Consider the following 21050-nt stretch of genomic DNA (forward strand, 5'->3'; position numbering starts at 1 on the left):
AAAATCCCAAAAGGCTTTTTCAAAAATACGCCCAATAAAAAATGTGTATTTAAATAGCGTCTCTTTGAATGAATGAAATTTATATTAAAGTCATGATAACGCAATACGAAGTGAATACTCCTTTTGGACTGGTGAATTGGTGCGTTTTGCCTGTAAAAAATCATCTGGATGAAATTTTGTCGGTTTTATCATCGGTTTCGGGAATGCAGCTGACCCGCGTAGATATCAAACGAACTCCGGACGGACGCCCTGAATTTCCCGACTGCGGATTTGACGCGAACTGGACGCACAGCAAGGACACCTGTGTTCTCGCCTATTCTTTTACAGCCAAAGTCGGCGTGGATATTGAAAAATTGCGCCCCCGCGCATTGCGCATTGCCGAGCGTTTTTTCGCTAAAGAGGAAACTACGCTGCTTTTAAAAAGCGGACTTTCTCCAGAAAAAGCGTTGCGCCAGTTCTATCGGATCTGGTGCCGTAAAGAAGCCCTGTTCAAATGTATCGGTGGCTCCTTTTTGAGCGGAGTGCTTTCTCGCAACGTGTTGGAAGAAGAAGTGGACGGAGCACGCCTGATAGACCTTCAACTTCCCCAGCAGCCCAAATCCTTTGCCGCCGCACTCGCCGTCGCACCGAGGATTTAACTCCCTTTAGCTGATTTTTGGGTCAGGTTCATGCGGAAGCAAATCCCGAACATAAAGCGGAAGGGTTACATCCACAACGATTTCATCTATCCGAAGATGAAGAAGATATTTTCCACTTTTTTCAATGCGAAAGCGATTCAGATTTAAAATGAGATTCACTGCAGCCGAGTCCATGGCTGTTGAAAAAGGCAAAAAAGTGACGGAAGTCTCTATCGGTGGAAAAATTTCCTTGTTGTCAAACGGATTTTCCAGCGTGACACGAAGCTGGTGTTTCCCAATTTCGGATCGCGCATATCGAATGCGAAAAACGATTGAACAACGTGGAATGACAACCGGCAAATTCGCTTCGATATAATCGAAAACGCCCAGCATATTCAGCTTTCCGCCTTGATCTGTTGCAGCATCGCAAATGGCAGCAATTTCCGTCTTCATTACCAGTCATCTCCACGATATTCCATGACGATAGGACCGTTGTTCGTTCCCGGCAGCACGGAGGCCGCACTCGAAGGCGCTTCCTGTGCCCGCATCGAAAGATAAATGTCTCCCGATGAAGATACCGCCAACTGAGGACGGAATCCACGAATATAATAGCCATGTTTGGCTCCGAAAATATTTTTGAAATAGGGCAATTCATTTTCACCGAGTTCTGCCCACGCTCCATCCGCAAAACGATAAACGTGCACTTGCGAATTTCGGGCGTAGAAAGCGTCATCGATGGCAAGGAGAGGATTCCCGTTTTCATCCACCGCAAAGAACGTATTGAAGCAACGGTGGCCAAAGGCCGTGAACTCGGCCCCAGACGTGGTAAACGCATTGGAGTTTGTCAATTTAGATTGCGTCGCCTGCGCACGAACTAGGCGCGGCAAGCCGTCATCATCACGACTGCGGAAACCGACATAGAAAAATTCGCCGCTATAGAAAGCCTGAATGGATTCCGCATTGATGTTGATTTTATTGTTTTTAGTGCTGGCTGTCGATGTCGCACCACTAGCGATGTAGTAGTAATAAATTGTGTAATCGCTGGAAGTATTTCCGTTGGCAACAACGATACGGTTGCCGTTTGGATCGAACGCCATGTCCACTTCGCGATAGGTGGAATTTTCATTCATCGTCGCTTTGGTCAAGGCATTCCATTTTGCATTGGAATAATCGTAAACCCGAACGATGTTTGCCGTATTGTTTACCGAACCGAGAAGAATGATAGAAGGAGCGTTGTTCTTGGGATTGATTTTCAGTTTTGCAGATATGACGGAAGTTCCCAAACCGCTTCCCAATGCCGTCCAAGAATTTGAAGCCGAGGCGGATTTGTAAACATAAGCTTTTCGATCGGAATTGCTGATATAAGACAAATACAGATTTCCGTTTCCATCGCAAGCCAGATTCAACGTTTGCCCAACAATCCCAGATATATTCGGGCTGCCAAATGCGGACCACTTATTTCCACTTCTGGATTTAGTAACAAGACTTCCGCTTTCATTGATATAAGCGATATTCAAACGATCATTGCAATAAGAAAGCGCTGGAGCGTTTGCATTCGTCGTCAATTCCAGAACAGAATCTGTTACATCGGAAATGTTTTTCCACGCTTTGCGGAAATAAACCTTTCTGGAGGTAATCTCTGCCTGATGCCGAGACGCAAAGTTTACATCCATCTGCGCTTTTGAAGAATCAAAATAATCCAAACGAACGGTAATGGAACCTTCTTCGGAACTACGCAAGAACGCAGCGTTGAACTCGGCGATACTCGTATCTATCGTACCATCGGAATTTCCTTCATACCAATACTTATCGCTGACATTGCTAAAATTCCACCAGAACTTCTGAGCGTCTTCATCGCCCAACGTTCCGAGTTTAGAAGAACTGGCATTGGCTTCTGACGTATACCAATATCTGGCTTTAGGCGATATTTCCGAAGAATCCTGACTCCAGAGGTAAACCGTATCCGGCATACTGATAATTCCTTCCGGCATCTTGGACATCGTTCGAATAATCGTCGTATCCGTTGCGATAAAATTGGTTCCCGATTCCTGAGCCCAAACGATGCAATAGAATTCATTGCTGCCACGGGAAAGTTTGGCAATGGTCGTGTCATCAAAGAAATAAAAGTCCGAAGCCAAATAGTCCGTCGGGTCGTTGAATGCCCACCAGACATGATTCTTGGAAGCGGTGTCTTGAAGTGCCGAAGACCCCTTATTGCCGCACGTCCATGTATAGCGCTTGATGCTTTGCCAGGCCTTGTTCGCTCGCGCAGTCAACTCCGTCGATGTTCCCGCTAAAATGTAGGCGACGCCCTGATCCACTGTAATCACGGGAATGTCCGTCGTAAAAGAAATATGAATCGTATCCTGCACCTGATTGCCATCGTCATCGGTTGCCCGTGCAATACAGTAATAAGTCGCTTGCGGAGTCGCCGGTCCCATCCAAGTCGTATCGTAAGAAGAAACCGTTCGCCAGTTATCGCCAATCTCTGAAGGGCTGCCACAACTCCATTCCCGTTTAGCAATGTAACCGAATTTGTCGCTGGCCGAAGCGTTTATTCCTATGGGATAATTGACTCGAGTCGTAAAGGACTCCGTCGATACTTTCAATGTCGGCGGATCTTGCAAGACCGTAATTTTGGTCGTATCTTCGGCGATATTGCCGTCGTCATCGGTAATGCGGATAATGCAAAGATAGTCCGAAGTTTCCGTCGTCGGCATAATGGCAGAATAACGTGGGGTCGAAGTGGACGAAACAAAATACTTCCCAGCGACACCCGAATTGCCACAGCTCCATTGATATAGAACGATTTTCCCCAGTTTATCATAAGCCATCGCATCCAGTTCCAGAGTGTCCTTAATAGAAACCGTCAAAGTGTCCTCGCTGGCCGTAACCGTCGGCAAATCCTGAAGGACAGAATAAGTCGCCGTATCAATTGCTGTCAGATTATCGTCGTCGGTAACACGTATCATGCAATACCAAGTACATTCTTTACTCGGAGCGACAACCGTTGTATCCGGCTTTGAAATCTGAACCCAGGTTGGCGATTTCAAGCTGGAACCGCAAAAAAGTTCCACCGATTCAATGCGGCCAAGTGTATCAACGGCGGCACCGGAAACTCGGATGTTCGAATTGATTTTCACTTCGGCGGAACTGGTGAAAAGCGTGATGGAGGGCTTGTCCAAAACCACACGGAATGTCAGCGTATCATAGCCGTATTCGCCATCATCGTCGGTCGCCCGGACGACGCATTTGTAATTGTCCGTTTCTGTTTGAGGAAGGGGGACATTTATCGTTGCAGAAACATTTTTGCCCGGCGTCACCGTCGCCGAAGAGTCCCACGAAATTTTAGAAGCATTGGCATTGCAGCCCCATTCAATAGCGACAACCTTTCCATATTTATCGTTAGCCGTGACAGCGTAAGAAAGCTTCGCATTGATTTTCTGCCGAATAACATCTTCGGTTGTTTTCACCGTAACGGACGGAGGATCGGCAATCACATTGACGGAAATCGCGTCGGAGACGGAAGCTCCACCGTCTTGTTTCAAAGTCAAAACGACATTCTTTTTACCAACGGAACTCCAAGCCAAAGTCGCCTTGTCCGCATCATCCGACGGGCAGACATAACCTTTTGTCAATATTCCATCGCAGTTCCATTGAACGCTTGCCGATGTACCGGCAGGCAGGAATTTTTCAAACTGGAAAGAAAGCGTGTCATTCATCGTCACGGAAGTATCCGCCTTCGGCTGCAAGAAATAAATGATCGGTCGATCTCCAATAAATCCAAAACGGACACTATCCACAACTGTTCCGCCAGCGACTGACGCGGACATCGTATAAATTTTTCCCAATTCGATATTCGGTACCGAGCTTGCTCCCAATATATCCAGCGAAGAAGAGCTGTCGCTACCGAACGCCGTCTTCCGCACAGTCGTAGTGCCGTTGATTTTATAAGTCCAAGTTACCGAATCCGGCAAAGGAATGACATTGCCCGCATAGGCGACAAAATGAAGGGTCGAATCCGAAAGAACCATGGACGTGGACTTGCCGTTGACGCTCAGTTTTAAAGACGAAGCCTTCACCGTGAAATCGATTTTTGCCGTATCCGAAACATTCTGTGCGCTGTCAAGCACGACAAAACGGAAGCGATGGTCGCCGTCGGAAAGATCCTTGAAATTCATAATCCATTCATTCACTTTCAAAACGGAAAGAGAGATTTCCTTTCCATCCAACCAGGCTTTAGCGCTGGCGATTTGCGAACCGGAATCCGAAAGCGTTCCCGAGAACGAGACGTCTCGAGAAGGGAAGAGAGATGTATAATTATTGATGCGGATTTTAGGAACCATAGAGTCTTCCAAAAGCATCGTCGCTACATTTTTTTCGTCGCCCATTTCCACATATTGGTTTTCGAGAATCATGCGCTTGTAGCCAAAACCCGTCGTATCCCGTGCATAAATTCGATAAGTGCCCGGATCAACAGTCGCTTTGAAATAGCCCGTAGCAGTCGTATGGGTAAATGTAAAATTGGATGTTTCCACGTTTTCCAGCACCACTTGAATACCATTGTGCGCTTTTCTTCCCTGGAATTTGGCGTAGCCATAAAAACTTCCTGTCGTAGCACTCAAGTCACCCAAGAAGAAATTCCAAGTTGGCGAAGTCGCCGTATCATAGCCGTCGGTAACATAGACCTGCCAATAAAGACGCCCACGCAAACTTTCATCCATATTCCACACAGAATCGGTAATGGCCTCCCAGCTTTTTTCACGAATCCCCGAAACGACCAAATTGGCATCCGTTAAAATAGGAGCGGTTCCCGCATTGTCGGGGCTTTTGCCCACCCGAATTGAATATCGCAGATCCTCTGGATTATCGTCATCGGAACCCGCATAATAAAAAGCAAAGCGGGGCACATAGATACTCTGACGGCTCGCAGAATCCGGCATCAGCAAGGAAATTTCGGGAATCCGATTAAAATGCAAATAGGCGGAATCCCGAGAAACATTGCCATCTTCATCCACCGCCCCATACACATAGCGCACATCATTATGCCCATTCAAAATGCCCTTTGCTTTCTCATAAGGAATCCGCGCCCGGTAAACAAATCCCGAAGAATCTTTTTTTGCCTCAACCGTATCTGCCGGCTTGTTCTTGGAATCCAGCAAAACCACAAAAGCGCTGTCGATTACGCCAAAAGAATCCGAAGCCATAAAAGGAATCGTCGCATCGTGAAGCCCCCGCGTCCACAAGGTATCTGCGTCCACAGAAATATCGGGTGGCGTATCCACCACTCGGATGTATTGACCTCTACCGGCGGTGTCTCGCGCATTGGCCCCATCGACAGCAATAAACAGCGGCGAATAAATTCCCGCAGAATCATAGGCGTAGGCGAACAATTCTTCATTTTTCCCATCAAATAGGGAATCGACGTCTCCCATTTTCCAAGCATAGCGCAAAATCTTTTTCGTATTGTATTTGAGGAATCCGACAAAATAGACCGTATCATGCACTGTAACGGTGAGAGTGTCATAGGTATAAACAGAATCCAATGCTGCAATCGAATCGATAAACGTTGGAAGTTCTTCCGGTGATTCCGTAAAAGCGAAAATGACGGAATGGTTATTGCGAAGGGTTCCGTTCACACGAATATCGGACTCGCGAGAACAGCCGACAAAGAGCAAAAGGGACAGTGCGACAAAAAGCAATTTTTTCATAAAGATTCCAGTAAATGACAACGTATATCCCAAAATTAAATTCAAATTTTCCAAAAGCAAAACTATCTTTAGGATATGCAAGAAATTCCTATCTGGTATATGGCGATTCTCTTTGCCATTCTGGGTGCCTGCGTGGGCAGTTTTTACAATGTCGTCGTCTATCGGATGCCTCGAGGACTTTCTTTGATTTCCCCTCCGTCCTTTTGCCCACATTGCCAAAAACATATCCCTATCTGGTATAATCTGCCAATAGTCGGCTGGCTCATCCTGCGCGGAAAGAGCGCCTGCTGCCACCAACCGATTAGCATCCGCTATCCACTCGGCGAAGCCTGCTGCGGAATTTTGGGAGTTTTAGCCCTGATTCTTGCCAACTATCCTTTTTCCTGGACAGAACCGGTAGCTCATTGGGCGGATTCCTTTGCGCTTTTTTGGCTTTTGCTCGCCATCTATCCCGTCGTCGCCGTGGATGTCGCGTTCAAGCTTATTCCAGACACCATCAGCATCGGGGGAATCGTCGTGGGTATTCTGCTTTCCTTTTTCCCCGAAGGACTGACCCCGGCACAAAGCATTCTCGGCGGACTCTTTGCGGGGGGAGGGCTCTATTTGTTGGGCTTTATCGCCGGAAAAATTTTGAAACGAGACGCCATGGGGCTTGGGGATGTCAAACTCGTAGCCGGATACGGCGCACTGATGGGTGTCGGACTCGCTTTTGAAACGCTGGTCCTGGCTTCTCTTTTGGGAATTTTGGTGATGGTTCCCTACCGGATGATAAAAAAAGAGAAAAGCCAAGAAATTCCGTTCGGGCCGTTTCTTGCCGTGGCCGCTCCAATCGTCTATCTTTGGGGAGAGCTGTTCTTGAACTACTATTTAGGGCTTTTCCAGCTGTGATTCGCCGGTCGAGGAAGCTTTTTATGCGAATTTTTGCCATCATCCTTGCACTCGTCTTGATTTCCTGCCAACGGGAAACTCCCGCACCGACACCGACGAAAAAAGAAAGTTCTTCCTCTGCGGAAAGCAGCAGTTCCTTCACCTCGTCAAGTTCCGAGCAAAATGCCCCACCACCGAGTTCCAGTCCCCAAATAAAATCCAGTTCCAGCCAATCTCCTGTTTCTTCAGCTACAGAACACTCTTTGACTGTCCAAAACGCATCGGGTTCTGGAACCTACGCTCCCCAAAAGAAAATCCCGATCCAATTGATGCAGCCAAGCCAACAGTGCTTTGCCTTCTGGAAAGTTTCGCCCGGGCGTTACAAAAAAAATTTGAAGCTCCTCTCCACCGATTCCGCCGAGTTTTTGATGCCGGACGCCGACGTGACCATCACGGCTAAATTCAAGCCCTGCGACGCTAAAGGAATTGTCGTAGGCAATTTGCGCTGGATGAACCGCAATCTGAACGTACAAACCTCTTCGGGTTCTTTCTGCTACAAGAATCAGAAAAAAAACTGCGACAAATACGGCAGACTCTATGATTTTGAAACTGCTCAGACCGTTTGCCCCGAAGGCTGGCGGCTCCCATCCGACGCCGAATGGGAATCCCTGGTGCAATTTTTAGGAACGGGTGGAGGAACCAAACTGAAATCCAAAAACGGTTGGCAAGGAGATGAAGAATCCTCTGGGAACGGCACGGATGAAATTCACTTTACAGCGATGCCTTCGGGAATCGTCTATGAAGGAAATTTTATGTACCTGGGAGCCCACGCTTATTTTTGGAGTTCCACGGAAAAAGATTCTCTTAGCGCCTATTATCGCAGCCTGGATTACGATTCGCCGGATATTTACCGCTATCATAATTTCAAAACAGCAGGGTATGCGGTACGGTGCGTTCAAGATGTTCAATCATCAGAAAAGAAATAAGGCATCCTCTGAAAATACATCTTCAAAAAATCGGTTGCGACACATTCGAGAGGTGGATATGAAAAAATTTGCGGTTGTTCTTCCCGCTGGCGGACTGGGAAAGCGAATGGGGACTTCAATTCCTAAGCAGCTTTTGGATTTGGGCGGCAAGCCGGTTTACCGATATTCCTTGGAAACTTTTGCGTCCCTGCCTCAAATTACAGAAGTCGTTTTGGCGATTCCCGCAGATTGGCAATCCCATTTTGAAAAAGATTTGCAGGATTTTTCGTTTGCTCAAAAACTCAAAATCGTTGTCGGCGGCAAAGAACGCTGGCAGTCGGTGCAAAACGGTATCGCCGCCCTTTCTCCCGAAGTGGAATTTGTGTTGGTTCACGATGTCGCGCGGCCCTTGATTTCCAAAGAGCTGATCGAGCAAGTTTTCAAAACTTTAGAAGATAAGGGAGCTTGCCTTGTCGCCCGCCCCTCAACGGACACAGTTAAAGTCGTCGAGAATGGAAAAGTAATTCGAACAATTCCCCGAGAAAAAATCTTTTTAGCGCAAACCCCGCAAGCAGCCGCAGTTTCCACATTCCGAGAACTTTATCAAAAAATGGAAAAGGAACCTCTTCACTTTGTTCCCACAGACGAAGCTTCCATTTTAGAACACTATTCTATTCCCGTCCACATTGTCCCGGGCAATTCTCTGAATGACAAATTGACGACTCTTTCCGACTTGGAAAAATTTCGAGCACTCTTAGGAAAATAAAAATGCACTTGCCTTGTCGCCCAGCCGATTCCAACAAATCCACTTTTGGCAGCGTGCTAAACATTGCGGGTTCCGTCCACTTTCGGGGAGCCGCCTATCTTTCAACGGTTTCCGCTTTGCGAGTCGGCGCAGGCTATGCAACTTTAGCGGCAATTCCTCCCGTCATCGATGCGGTGGCCGCAAAACTTTCCGAAGCCATCTTTCTGCCCCTTCCACAAGATGGAGCAACCATTTCCCGAGACGCTGTTTTCACCTTAAGTTCCCAAATCAAATCTGGAACCATCTGTTCCTTTGGTTGTGGGATTTCCGCGTTGCAAAACGCTTCAGTGAATTTGTCCGAAACCACCGATGAATTGTTGAACATTTTCATTCAAAAAAGAACACCATTGGTACTGGATGCCGACGGATTAAATTTATTGGCCAAGTCCCCAATTTCATTTCGATTCGGCAATCGCTGCGTGATGACGCCACACCCGATGGAACTCGCCCGCCTGCTCCACACCGACGTTGAGCAAATTCAAAAAAACCGTTTGGACGCCGCGCGGGAAGCCTCAAAAAAATATGAAGCCATTGTTCTTCTCAAAGGACACCGAACCGTCATCGCTCTTGGAGAACATGGGAAAATCAACGAAACAGGCAATTCCGCGCTGGCCAAAGCAGGAAGTGGAGATTGCTTGACCGGGGTCATCGCCGGGCTTTTGGCTCAAAAAATGGAACCCTTTGATGCCGCTGTTTTAGGAGCCCACATCCATGGACTCGCCGGAGAAATGGCATCCAAAGATTTTTCGGAATATGGCGTTTTAGCCTCGGATTTGCCCAGCTATATCGCTCGGATAATCCGCGACTTAAAATAGACCCTTTCTTAAAGGGATTCTTCCAATTGGCGAATAGCCGCAAGAATGGCATCTGCCCGTTTTACATTTTCATCAAAAGTGAGTGCCGGCTCTTTGATGCGGAACTCCGGAAAACATTCCAACAGCTCTTCCCGATTTTGCGGATACTTTTTTTGTTTCAAAAAGAAAACGCCGTAAAGGATTGGTAGAATTTCTTCGTAAACGGCAATAAAAAAATCCATCGGAGTAATTCCCGCCTGAATGCGCGTAAATTCCCGAATCAAATGCAAACGGCGACATTCCAGTTCCCACCGGCATTCATTTCGAAGCCCCATTTCTTCCGGGACAAAACCCGACAACGGCGGATTTCCATACAAAAGAACATTTTTTTGAGAAATATGTAAAAATTCCAGAGGATAATCGTTCTGCTTACTCAATAAGAATTCCCGGTCCAAAAAAAATCCAAATTTAAGATTGTCTTTTGCCATATCCCGACTCAAACGATGAACATCTCGCAATTTTTCAGGACGAGAATCTTCTAGAATCAAACTGATTTGCCACGGTTCATGAATCGCGTCAAAACCTTCGTGCAAACAGTTTCCGTGCAAAAATGCCGAAAGTAAATTGTTTCCGAGGAGATCATGGATGCGCTCTCCCCAAGACGAACTTTTGATATCCTGCAAAGTCAAAATTTTTTTCATATCACCTCTCAAAACCGGAATCAAATTTTTGATGTGGAAACTTGCCAAAATCACGAATCGCTTGACGTTTCTGCGCCCTGCTACCCTGTCGAACAAAATAAATATAGGCACCAACGACTAAAATAAAAACCGCTGCGATTAAAAGCCAAGCAATCGCGGGAATGCCATCTTTTGAAGGACGAGGCAATGGAGTGGCCAATTTCACATCGTGAAGGCGAGCCACATTTTTAGATAGCTCGGCTGCAAAAACAAGAATGCCATGCCCAAAGCGATCCTTTCGAAATTCGGGAAGCAGATATTTTTGAGCCAGACGTTCTGCGACATTTTCCGAAACAAATCGGGAAGCCGCCGGAGAAATGGAAATATAACGAGAATGGGCGGAACTATCGATAAGAATAACCGCACGCAAAGTATCGTTCCCCATTTCATCACGGCACAAAGAATCGGCCAGCAATTTCACATTTGAAATCCGGGAGGCCGCCGTGTACAAATACAGGGAAAATCCCGTTTTGTTACGGAGTTCCTCGGTAAATTGTCGATAAGTCAAACGCTCTTTTTCTGAAAGAAAATAAGCCCTGTCTTCAATAGGATCGCCGTCCGGCGCAAATCCGAACAAAGAAACGACAAAAAGCAAAAGAATCGGCAAAAGACGCATCGGCAAAGCTCCAAGTCAAAGAAGTCGCATAGAAAATATAAATTCAAGCCCGCATTTAAAAAAGGCTTTGTTGAAGAAATAGCGTTTCGTGGCCAATGGATAAAGGCAAGATAGACAATTCGGACAAACCACTAATCTCTGGCAACTGACAACGAATCACTAATGCTACTGATTTTTTGAAAAGGCATTTAGGGGGAGTTCAAAACAAATCCGTTTGCATGGAATCGACATCCTCCGAAATTTTATCCAAACGAATTCCGGCACCGAGCAACCGCACCTTTCGATTTTCATCATAGCGTTCCCGAAACAACGAAGAAAAACGTTTCCACGAAGCATCTGGAAAGGTGCGTTCAATCGTAGTGGATTGAAAATCGGCGTATTTGATTTTAACGAAGCAATGAAAAGCCGGAAAAGTTTTTTGCGACTCCCTTTCGATAAAGCGATTGGCGCGACGTAAAAATTCAAAATAAACCGTGCGCAATTCCGATTCGCAATCTTTCCATCCGCGCAAATCTTTGGGAAAAGTATTTTCGGTAGAAATCGATTTTCGGATTTGAGAAGAAGAGACTCTCCGATTGTCAATCCCTCGGGCAAAATCATAAAGGGCATTCCCGAAACTGCCAAAGTCTGCAACCAATTCTTCCCGAAAAAAAGGAAGAATGTCTTTGCATAAAGTCACACCTTTGGACAGAAGTTTTTGTTTGCAAACCTTTCCAACTCCCGGAATTTTTTCCATCGGCAAATTTGCGGTGAAGGATTCCACTTCTTCGGGTCGAATAGTCCATTGTCCATTCGGCTTGTTCCAATCGCTGGCAATTTTAGCAAGGAACTTGTTTGGAGCAATTCCCGCACTAGCGGTAATTCCGTCGCGTTCCTTAAAAATCGTTTCCCGAATTTCTTGCGCAATTAAAGATGCCGAACCGTTGTGCATATCGCTTCCCGTCACATCTAAAAAAGCTTCATCTAAACTCAAGCCTTCAATTCGATTGGTATAACGGTAAAAAATTTTAAAAATTTCTTCGGATTCCGCTTTGTATAAATTCATATCGACAGGAAGCAAAACCAGCTGCGGGCAAAGTCGCATCGCTTGAAAAGTCGGCATTGCCGAATGCAGCCCGTATTCCCGCGCGGGATAATTGCAAGTGGAAAGAACTCCCCTATCCTGAGCGCTTCCTCCGACGGCCATCGGAACATTTTTCAATTCGGGATGGCGACGCATTTCAACGGAAGCATAAAAGCAATCCATATCAATATGAATAATCTTGCGAACCATAATTCTCCGCATCAGGATTATATTCAGCGATTTTATCGCGAATTAAAAGTCCCCTTTTCTTTCCGAAAATTTCCTGAATATCCTCCGGTGGAGCTTTTAAAAAATCGGAACGACATTTATATCGAGAAAGAATTTTAATCCGCGTTTCGTCGCCAATTCCCGGAAGATTCAACCAAGCAACCCGCAAGTCTTCTTTCCGTTTGCTACGCTGATATGTAATCGCAAAGCGATGCGCTTCGTCTCGAGCATTTTGCAACAATTTCAAAGCCGCACTCGTACGATGCAACACAATAGATTTTCTATCGTCGGGAAAAACAATTTCTTCCAATCTTTTGGCAAGTCCAATCAACGGCAAATCTTTATCATGCCCGAGTTCCCGCAAAATCTGCATCGTCGCATCCACCTGACCTTTACCACCATCGCAAACCCACAAATCGGGCATGGGCGTTCCCTCTTCTTCCAACCGTCGAATTCGCCGCGTCATCACTTCTCGCATACTGGCAAAATCATCGACTCCAGAAACGGTTTTGATGATAAACTTGCGGTAATTTTTTTTGTCGGGGCGACCATTTTTAAACGAGACCAAGCTGGCAACGGTATGCGTTCCCGCCAAATGGGAAATATCTACACATTCAATGCGGAACGGCGTTCTTGACAAACCCAGTTCCCGCTGCAAATCAAAAACGCTCTGATCTACTTCATCAAAATGTTTCACACTGGCTTGTGCTTCAACCAGAAGCATTTCCGCATTTGCCAATGCGAGTTTCATAAACTGGACACGCTCGCCTCGTTTAGGAACTGCGATGTTCACCTTATGATGCGCCCTTTCCGAAAGTTCTTCTTCTATCTGCTCACAATCCTCATCAGCAATCGCATTACTGATGGCTATTTCACTCGGGATTCCTTCGCCGTCTTCATACCATGTCGAAAGCATTTCGCAAAAAATTTCCGACTCGTCCTGTTCCTGATCGCATTCCAACTGGAAATGCCTTCTTCCCGAAATCACTCCTTGACGATATTCAAAAATGACTGCTGTCGCCAAATTTCCATTTCGACGCACCGCAATCACATCCAATTTAAGCGTCGTGTCCGTCGTATCGGCTTTTTGAAAAGTCGTCGTCGCCTGTAACGCTTCAATAGCATCTCGTTTTTTGGCTGCCGTTTCAAAATCGAGTTTCAGCACGGCATCTTCCATCTCCCGAGTCCATTCCGAAAGCAAATCATTGCGTTTGCCCTCCAAAACTTTCACCATTTCTCCGACATTCCGCGCATACTCTTCTTGTGTGCAAAGATTAGCGCAAGGAGCAAGGCAACGGCCAATATGATAATTCAAACAAGGTCGCTGCGGTTTAGCAAGAGGGAATATCAATTTGCATTCCCGCATTTTAAAAAGCCGAGCAGAAATGCCTATCAACGTACGAAATGCTTTAGAACTCGGATACGGGCCAAAGCAACGAAAACGAGTGCTCGCATGACGAGAAAGAAAAAGTCTCGGAAAAGGATCCCGCATATCAATCGCAATATACGGATAATGTTTGTCGTCTTTTAAACGGACATTATAAATCGGCTTGTGCTTGCGAATCAAATTGGCTTCTAAAATAAAAGCCTCTTCTTCCGTATCGGTTACAATCCATTCAATTTCTCGAATGTATGGCAGCATCAGCGTCGCCGCCCGATGTCCCGGCTTTTCTTTTCCATCAAAATAACTGCGAACCCGATGCGCCAAGACTTTAGCCTTGCCGACGTAAATCACTTTTTTAGCGGCATTCTTCATCAAGTAAACGCCGGGGCGAAAAGGGAGTTCCGTCAATCGTTTTTGAATGGCTTCTGAAAACAAAATTCACTCCAACGGATTACGGCTTATTCTCCGCTGCAACCTCTCCCGTTTTTTCTTCAGCATTCAATTCTTTTTTCGCAGAAGAATTTCCGATATTCAAATCTTGTTTAAAATACAGGACGTTGGCATTCAAAGAGTGATTCGCTCCCACATTGTAGCCCACAACAGGATGGTAAGCGTCCCCAAAAGCAAACGAAAGTTCTATGCCCATTCGGAATCCGCCGCGACCATCCAAATCCACATCGGGATTTATTTTCCCTTGATAAATGCCATCCTTGGTGTAAGCATCCATGCTTCCGCCCGCTTCCATAGAAACCGTTTGATAACCCAAAGAAAGCATCACTTCCATCATTTTGAATGGCTTATAGCCAAAAACGACTGCGGTATAAGTTGTTCCGAAATCCAAGTCCAGTTGCCCTTTCCATTTATCCGGGGCATAACCGATATAAGCGGAATTGTAACCGAAGAAAAGGCTCACATCAAAATTTTGAAAAGCCGGCGGAAGTTTTTCGATAAAGAAATGTCCGAAGCTGTGCTGGATGCCAAAAGAAAGGAGGTTGTAGCCCTTCAATTCACTCACAGACGGGAAATACATTCCTCGCAAAGCCATTCTCGTATAAAAGAAACTCGCACCGATTTGCAAATAAGGCAAAGTGAAAACGGAAAGGCCGTGCAAATCTTCGTTTCCGCCGAGTCCCCCTTCGGCTTTACCGCCAAAAATCGTCGGGATATTTCCCAAACTCGACGAATGATAATTTCTATCGCCGGATTCAATCAAAGCGATTTGAAAAGGAAGGCCGCCTTCAAAAGAAAGCCCGCGGCCAATGGATGCCGAAGAAATCCAGTTGCCGTTCAAAACCGTTCCCACATAAGTCGCAATCGGCTTGACGTAACCCGTGCGCCCGTTGGATTTTTGAAATGCACTCATCGACTGATAATCGCTGGCCCATTCGGCGGCAAAGAGTGAAATGGCTGAACAAAAAATCGAAATACAGAAAGCCTTTTTCATAGCCGGAAATTTAGAAAATGGCAAGTGTGGGCGAAGATATAGTTTAAAGATATGTTGCTTTATATATCTTTTGAGACAACTAAGGAAAAATAAGAATGCCAATTTGACGGATAAACGGATTTTATATAATTTAGGAATGAACAAGGAGAATCAGGTGAGAAACGTATTGCTCTGCATAATTTTGTTCGCATCTCTTGGGGTAGCCTCAGAAATCTGCAACGTGAAAAATTCAAACCCGGGGATTCCCGAAGGCTCCTGCACGCAATCCGGCTACGTTTGCCATTTGGCTTTCGATACGAATAATTCGCAGAACGTCATCGCCTTTTATCTCGGGGCGGATTCCCTGTGCTCCTCGCTACAGACGACAAAGTTCATCACGAAAAAGCAATCCGACAATACGACCACGAATGCGCACCACCTTTTCCTGATCGAGAGCGAGGAATTTCATACGGACGCCCTGGCGATGACACTTTCCGGAGCACTTGCGCTTTCCGCATCGAACAACAGAAGCCAGATTTCGGTCATCTATCACAAGGTAAAGGAAGCCGAGTACGGCGGAATCCTCTTGCAGTCGATTTCAATCGTAGGAAATTGAGTGGTCAAGAAAGTCGGCATATTGGGAATTTTGGTGTTCCTTTTCTGGGGACATTCTTTTGCCGCTGTCAAGGTGGTTTCCGAACGGCATCGTACGGAATGGAACTGGGTCGAATACAGACTGCACTTACTCAACGGATCTGAAAGTTCCCTGATTAATCCGGAAGTCCGCTATTTCGCTCAAAATTCATGGCTGGAATTCTGTGAAAATAAACAGGATGCAGTCTGTGAAAAAGTCCGTTACGGAATCGTCCCGGCAGATTCGATGCTGACGGCGACCGTGGATTACGTTTCCTTTCCGTTTTCTACGGCAGTCTCAACGGTTTCAAATTCGGAATTCACGACATTTAAAATCCGGATTTCGGGCATCATTCCACCGGATGATTCCATACAAATTCATTTTCGCATTCACCGGAAGGATTGGGCCGGATGGTCTGACGAAAAGAGTTTTTCGCACCAGAAGGATGCCGGAATTTTTGAACCGAACTTTTTCATCTCCGTCTATTCAATGGGCGGGCAGTTGTTGTGGGGTGTCGATCCTGTCAACGGGAAATGGAGCGCAGATGAAATCTGGTGGGATTTCCGCGGGAAACGTTCCGTCATCGAGAAATTTGGCGGCGAAGAGGAAAGCGTCTCGGGGCGTTTCTGGCTGCTGAAGGAAAATCCATTGACAGGGAAAGAACGACGGCTGCTTGCGGAAATCGGAGTCGAACGCTTGAACGCCGGACCTTATCAAGGACTGGATCTGATCCTATTCAAGGCAAGGAATCCGGTTTCAAAGACGACGCTAAATAAAATTGTTTCAGGATTTTACAACGCCTTCGATGCGGACGATACGACTGCAGTGAAGCTGAAACTTTCCGCAAAAGATCTTGGAAAAGACACGCTAAAATTGCAGGTCGGCTGCTGGCGTGACGTTCCGATGTCCGAGTGCAGGAACCTTGTCGAAATCTGTGACGGCAAGGACGCCCGAATAGACAGGACAGTCGTCCTGTCGGATTTCCTCTTGAACCGAATTGAGTGCCTAGAAAGGAATCGCGACATCTATCGGCTGGACGTGATTTACGAAGGGAGTCCGACGAATAACTTTGGCCGCAAAGCAGTTCGCATTTCGGGATTGCAGAACGATTCCGTCTGGAAAGCGGAGCTGAAAAAATCGAAGCCGAGCCTGGAATGGCTCCAGAATGCAGACTATACGGGCGAAGGAATTATTGCGGGAGTCTATGACAAAGGAATTGATTTTAAGCATCCGAGCTTTTTAGAAGACTCGATGGGCATCCTTGTACCGAGAAAGGCTCCTGCAAAAAAAAGTTCATCAAATAGTAAAAGTGATCATGGAACTCATGTCGCGGGAATTCTCGGTGGAAATGGATCGGCTTCAGAAGGCTACCGTTATCGCGGAGTGGCACCCAAAGTACGCATTTTCTCGGACGGAGGGCATTTTTTTAGCCAGATCGGGCATGTCGTAAACCATTCGCACATATGGATAGAAAATTCATTAGAGGAAAATTCTTCTGAGTTCAATTATTATGGGACTAAAAATCAAAATGCTGATCGATGGATTTTTAATGATTGGAAAGACTTTTCTGACTATGGGGATTCTCTTTCTAAACTTGTGGTCTTTGCCGCTGGAAATAATGGCGTTGTAAGGCAGGACGCTGGTTACACATATCAAATCGGATACCATTCGATTCTAGTCGATGCGAAGAATCCCATCACCGTCGGGAACTACGCAATCGTTACTGGAATCCGAAATACGAATTCCAGCATGGGACCCACTTGGGACGGACGAATTAAGCCTGATGTAATGGCTCCGGGATCGACTGTGCAGTACTCTTTTGATTCTTCGAATCCGTTCACCGTGTATATCGACTACGTCAAATTCTACCATAAAGATTCGCTGAAGCCTTTTTTCGTATTGGATTTCTCGTCTTTCGTACAGCCTTCGGCAGAGATGAATATCTCTACGCTGGAAGTCGTGCAGGATAAAGATGCGCTGAATGGATTCGCTCTAAAATATTCGGATTTCAGGCCGGATGCCGGAGAGAGCTATATCAACTGGAAACTTTCAGATTGGGGACTGGATTCTTTAAAGGTCAACAGGGACGATATAATTGAATTTAGACTTCGGACCGAGACAAAGAATTTGGAGCGGCCACGCTTGGGTGGAACAGTCTATTTTTGTCCAGCTGAAGATTTTAACAAAAAGAATAAATGGAATTATGAGCGACGATTTATTGAAGTCATATGGCCTCTTTCTAAAGAATATTCTCTCGCTAGATTCGTATGGAAGCAATCTCTGCGACCGACCCGTTTTTTCCGTTTTGGATTCGCCTACGACCAAGGTATCCTTTCGAGCGTTCCCTGTTCAGAAGTTTCAGAAGAAAATTGCTACGCAGAGGACTCGGGCACGTCGATGGCTGCTCCGTTCGTCTCTGGAATCGGAGCCTTGATATATCAGCGCTTCGCGCAAAAGACGGGAAAACCTCTGACGCAAGAATCCATGCGGAATTCGACAGCCAAGGCGATCCTCATCCATACCGCAGAAGACATGATCGACACCGTCGGCTTTGCGAGGGATCTGGCCAAGGATATTTTTTATACGGAGAATGATGGCCAAAGCCATCTGGTGAAATTAGGAAAGGGACCGGACTTCGCGACCGGCTGGGGCAAGGTGAACGGCGAGAAGGCATTGAACGTTCTGGAGGATTTCAACGAAAAGCGCAGAACATTTAACCGCTTCAGGGAATTCGGAATTGAGAATGGAAAAGAAGCGCACTGGAATATGGCGGTTCCGGTCGGCAAGGAAAATCTGCGCGTGACGCTTGCATGGGACGATTGCGCCGGAATCGACGGCCTATACACTGCAACGAATTTTTCGGCATCAAAGCTTTGTAACGATCTGAACCTGTATTTGATTTCTCCGTCAGGGAAGTTTTATTTTCCGTGGCGCATCGATCCGTTGCCGATCGAGAAAATAGATTTGAGCGGGAATGCAGTCCCCTGGTCTTCGGATACGTTCGGGATCGAGCGGATAAAGGAGTCGGACATGCCCAAAGCGAAACGTTATTGCGGAAAGAACGATGCCGTGCGCGATGAATGCTTCGATCATCTGAACAATGTAGAAGTCGTCGATGTCGATAATCCGGAACAGGGAACCTGGCAGGTCGTCGTGCGGGGAACTGCGGTCCGCGAAGGAAATGTAAATGGCGATGCGCAATTGGCTTCCATTGTCAGCGATTTTACGCTGACAGAGTCTTCGTGCCAGATCATGCATCCTTATAAAGCTCAAAACCATCTGGAGTGCGAATACGCGTTGGGCGACAATCTGGAAGCGTTCGTCACGTTTGACGAGAAAACGTTCGTCGGGGGCGGCGATACGATTACTTTGTCCGACGATTCGGGAAAAATCCTCGGGAAATATGCGGGGAATGCCTTGGCGGGAAAGCGCATCCGTATGAAATCTTCGAAGCTGAAAGTCGAACTGGAAAGCGATAACGACAGTTCCCAGGGCTACGGATTCGAAATCCGCCGGATAGAGAAAGTTCCGTTTTCAATAGCACCCTTGTTTTTGCCGGCGATAAAATCCAGGAGGAGATGAATATGCGGAAATTGTTCGCTGCGATTTTACTGATGGCTACTTCTAGCATTTTTGCCGAAACGTGGACGCAAACGCTGAAAGGGTATGATTGTAGAGGATCTTGCTGGCTTTATGCGGACACTTCGAATGTTTTGTATGGAAAGCATCTGATTACTTCAGATGATGCATGGTTTTGGAATACATCTTCTCTTTTCTTTAATGACTCGCAAATTGTGTTTGGTAATAAATCTTATGACTATGGAGAACCGGACGTTCTGCCTGGGCAGATCATTTTTTCTTATAAGCCGACGATGAGCGGCTGTCGAATTCCAGAATCTTATTACGAACATCAATGTGAGTACGGATTAAGCGTAGTATTTAAAGATACTTCGGACACCTTGAGTGATTCTCTTTGGATTCAAAAAGAAACGGGTTTTGCATTTGATGATACTTTGAATTTAGTAGATACCAATCGGTTCAACTTTATAAAGCCAGAGGAAAGAGCTTCGGATTACCCTATTTTCTTAGCGGATCTTTTTGAAGAAAAAATTTTCTCTTGGAATTTCGGAGTTTACAAAAATTCTAGTACAGGGGATTCTATTTATTATCGTGTAGCGGCCGCTTTGGATTCTATTTTTTTCGTCTATCGAAAAGACAGCGCATACTTCGCCTACTGTCGCTTATTGCAAGCAAGAACCTGTAATTCATTTCAGATACAGTGTATTTTCCAGACGGATCGTTTGCCGTATTTTCCTTCTTTTGAACTAGAAGAATACCCATACCCCTGTTATGCTTTAGCTTGGTACAGAACGGAAGGTGGAGATAAAAATTATTCCTATTGCAATACGCTAGAAAAGATAGGAGATTTTCTTTATACAACGACACCCATCCCATCTCGCCGGAGGTTCACTCCGAAAAATGGAGAAGAAAAATCCTATCAGCTAAACGGCTGCCCGAATTCGGGAAATCACACAGGCGTTATTATTGAAAATGGCAAGGTGAAAGTCCAGCTGAAGAAGTGATGTCTACCGATGGAAATACGGGCCCCTGGTCTTCGGATACGTTCGGGATCGAACGGATAAAGGAGTCGGACATGCCCAAAGCGGAACGTTATTGCGGAAAGAACGATGCCGTGCTAAACGAATGCTTCGATCATCTGAACAATGTAGAAGTCGTCGATGTCGAGAATCCGGAACAGGGAACTTGGCAGGTCGTCGTGCGAGGAACGGCGATCCGCGAAGGAAATGCGGATGGATACATGCAGGTCTCTTCCATCGTGAGCGATTTTGTACTGACGGAATCTTCGTGCCAAATCGTGCATCCTTACAAAGCCCAGGACCATCTGGAATGCGAATACGCGTTGGGCGACAATCTGGAAGCGTTCGTCACGTTTGACAAGAAGACCTTCGTCGAAACGGGCGACACGATTACGTTGTCCGATGGTTCGGGAAAAATCCTCGGAAAATATGCGGGGAATGCCTTGGCGGGAAATCGCATCCGTATAAAATCTTCGAAGCTAAAAGTCGAACTGGAAAGCGATAACGACAATTCCCAGGGCTACGGATTCGAAATCCGCCGGATAGAGAAAGTTCCTTTTTCGATAGCACCCTTATTTTTGTCGGCGATAAAATCGAGGAGGTGA

At 46.2% G+C, this 21050-nt stretch carries 16 protein-coding genes; 9 read left to right on the forward strand and 7 right to left on the reverse strand.

Annotated features, from left to right (window positions below; all coding sequences use genetic code 11):
- Positions 1–92 precede the first annotated feature (92 nt).
- Positions 93–638 carry a 4'-phosphopantetheinyl transferase family protein gene (locus B5D40_RS00360; protein WP_158222150.1) on the forward strand — a complete coding sequence of 182 codons (546 nt, stop codon included), beginning with the start codon at positions 93–95 and terminating at the stop codon, positions 636–638.
- 6 nt (positions 639–644) lie between these two features.
- Here the strand turns inward: B5D40_RS00360 and B5D40_RS00365 are convergent, their stop codons facing one another.
- Both B5D40_RS00365 and B5D40_RS00370 read right to left on the reverse strand, forming a co-directional pair.
- Positions 645–1070 carry a DUF6941 family protein gene (locus tag B5D40_RS00365; protein ID WP_078775278.1) on the reverse strand — a complete coding sequence of 142 codons (426 nt, stop codon included), beginning with the start codon at positions 1068–1070 and terminating at the stop codon, positions 645–647.
- Positions 1070–6328, reverse strand: a complete 5259-nt coding sequence (locus B5D40_RS00370) for a COG1470 family protein (protein ID WP_095849567.1) — start codon at positions 6326–6328, stop codon at positions 1070–1072. Before B5D40_RS00370 ends, B5D40_RS00365 begins: the two co-directional genes overlap by 1 nt.
- A gap of 75 nt (positions 6329–6403) precedes the next feature.
- Between B5D40_RS00370 and B5D40_RS00375 the strand changes: the two genes are divergently transcribed.
- From B5D40_RS00375 to B5D40_RS00390, 4 genes are read left to right on the forward strand one after another with little or no spacing between them, the layout of a single operon-like run.
- Positions 6404–7216, forward strand: coding sequence for a prepilin peptidase (locus B5D40_RS00375; RefSeq protein WP_078775280.1), 813 nt, complete (start codon positions 6404–6406; stop codon positions 7214–7216).
- A gap of 23 nt (positions 7217–7239) precedes the next feature.
- Entirely contained in the window at positions 7240–8181 is a 942-nt protein-coding gene (locus B5D40_RS00380) for an FISUMP domain-containing protein (protein ID WP_078775281.1), read from the forward strand.
- 58 nt (positions 8182–8239) lie between these two features.
- On the forward strand, positions 8240–8926 hold the full coding sequence (ispD, locus tag B5D40_RS00385) for a 2-C-methyl-D-erythritol 4-phosphate cytidylyltransferase (protein ID WP_073301773.1): 687 nt from the start codon (positions 8240–8242) through the stop codon (positions 8924–8926).
- A gap of 2 nt (positions 8927–8928) precedes the next feature.
- Entirely contained in the window at positions 8929–9780 is an 852-nt protein-coding gene (locus B5D40_RS00390) for an NAD(P)H-hydrate dehydratase (RefSeq protein ID WP_078775282.1), read from the forward strand.
- 8 nt (positions 9781–9788) lie between these two features.
- Here the strand turns inward: B5D40_RS00390 and B5D40_RS00395 are convergent, their stop codons facing one another.
- From B5D40_RS00395 to B5D40_RS00415, 5 genes are all read right to left on the reverse strand, one after another.
- Positions 9789–10460 carry a hypothetical protein gene (locus B5D40_RS00395; RefSeq protein WP_078775283.1) on the reverse strand — a complete coding sequence of 224 codons (672 nt, stop codon included), beginning with the start codon at positions 10458–10460 and terminating at the stop codon, positions 9789–9791.
- A 1-nt stretch (position 10461) separates the two neighbouring features.
- Complete coding sequence (locus B5D40_RS00400) at positions 10462–11115, reverse strand: TPM domain-containing protein (RefSeq protein ID WP_078775284.1); 654 nt, start codon at positions 11113–11115, stop codon at positions 10462–10464.
- Between the two features lie 199 nt (positions 11116–11314).
- The gene (gene dinB / locus B5D40_RS00405) at positions 11315–12388 is read right to left on the reverse strand and encodes a DNA polymerase IV (protein WP_198951052.1); all 1074 of its coding nucleotides are present in this window, start codon (positions 12386–12388) and stop codon (positions 11315–11317) included.
- The gene (gene uvrC, locus B5D40_RS00410) at positions 12363–14225 is read right to left on the reverse strand and encodes an excinuclease ABC subunit UvrC (protein WP_233134297.1); all 1863 of its coding nucleotides are present in this window, start codon (positions 14223–14225) and stop codon (positions 12363–12365) included. Before uvrC ends, dinB begins: the two co-directional genes overlap by 26 nt.
- Positions 14226–14241: 16 nt before the next feature.
- Positions 14242–15234 (reverse strand): DUF6588 family protein, encoded by a 993-nt coding sequence (locus tag B5D40_RS00415; protein WP_078775287.1) that lies wholly within the window; start codon positions 15232–15234, stop codon positions 14242–14244.
- A gap of 220 nt (positions 15235–15454) precedes the next feature.
- Here B5D40_RS00415 and B5D40_RS00420 point away from each other — a divergent pair, with 220 nt between their 5' ends.
- Genes B5D40_RS00420 through B5D40_RS00435 form a run of 4 tightly spaced genes read left to right on the forward strand, consistent with a single transcriptional unit; the run spans position 15455 to position 21050 of the window.
- Positions 15455–15829, forward strand: coding sequence for a hypothetical protein (locus tag B5D40_RS00420; RefSeq protein ID WP_143394454.1), 375 nt, complete (start codon positions 15455–15457; stop codon positions 15827–15829).
- Positions 15830–19429, forward strand: coding sequence for a S8 family serine peptidase (locus B5D40_RS00425; protein WP_078775289.1), 3600 nt, complete (start codon positions 15830–15832; stop codon positions 19427–19429).
- A 2-nt stretch (positions 19430–19431) separates the two neighbouring features.
- Complete coding sequence (locus B5D40_RS00430; RefSeq protein WP_143394455.1) at positions 19432–20430, forward strand: hypothetical protein; 999 nt, start codon at positions 19432–19434, stop codon at positions 20428–20430.
- Positions 20430–21050, forward strand: a complete 621-nt coding sequence (locus B5D40_RS00435; protein ID WP_078775291.1) for a hypothetical protein — start codon at positions 20430–20432, stop codon at positions 21048–21050. The genes B5D40_RS00430 and B5D40_RS00435 overlap by 1 nt, the downstream gene beginning before the upstream one ends.

This window comes from Fibrobacter intestinalis, from assembly GCF_900167415.1.
In the GTDB taxonomy this organism is placed as follows: domain Bacteria; phylum Fibrobacterota; class Fibrobacteria; order Fibrobacterales; family Fibrobacteraceae; genus Hallerella; species Hallerella intestinalis.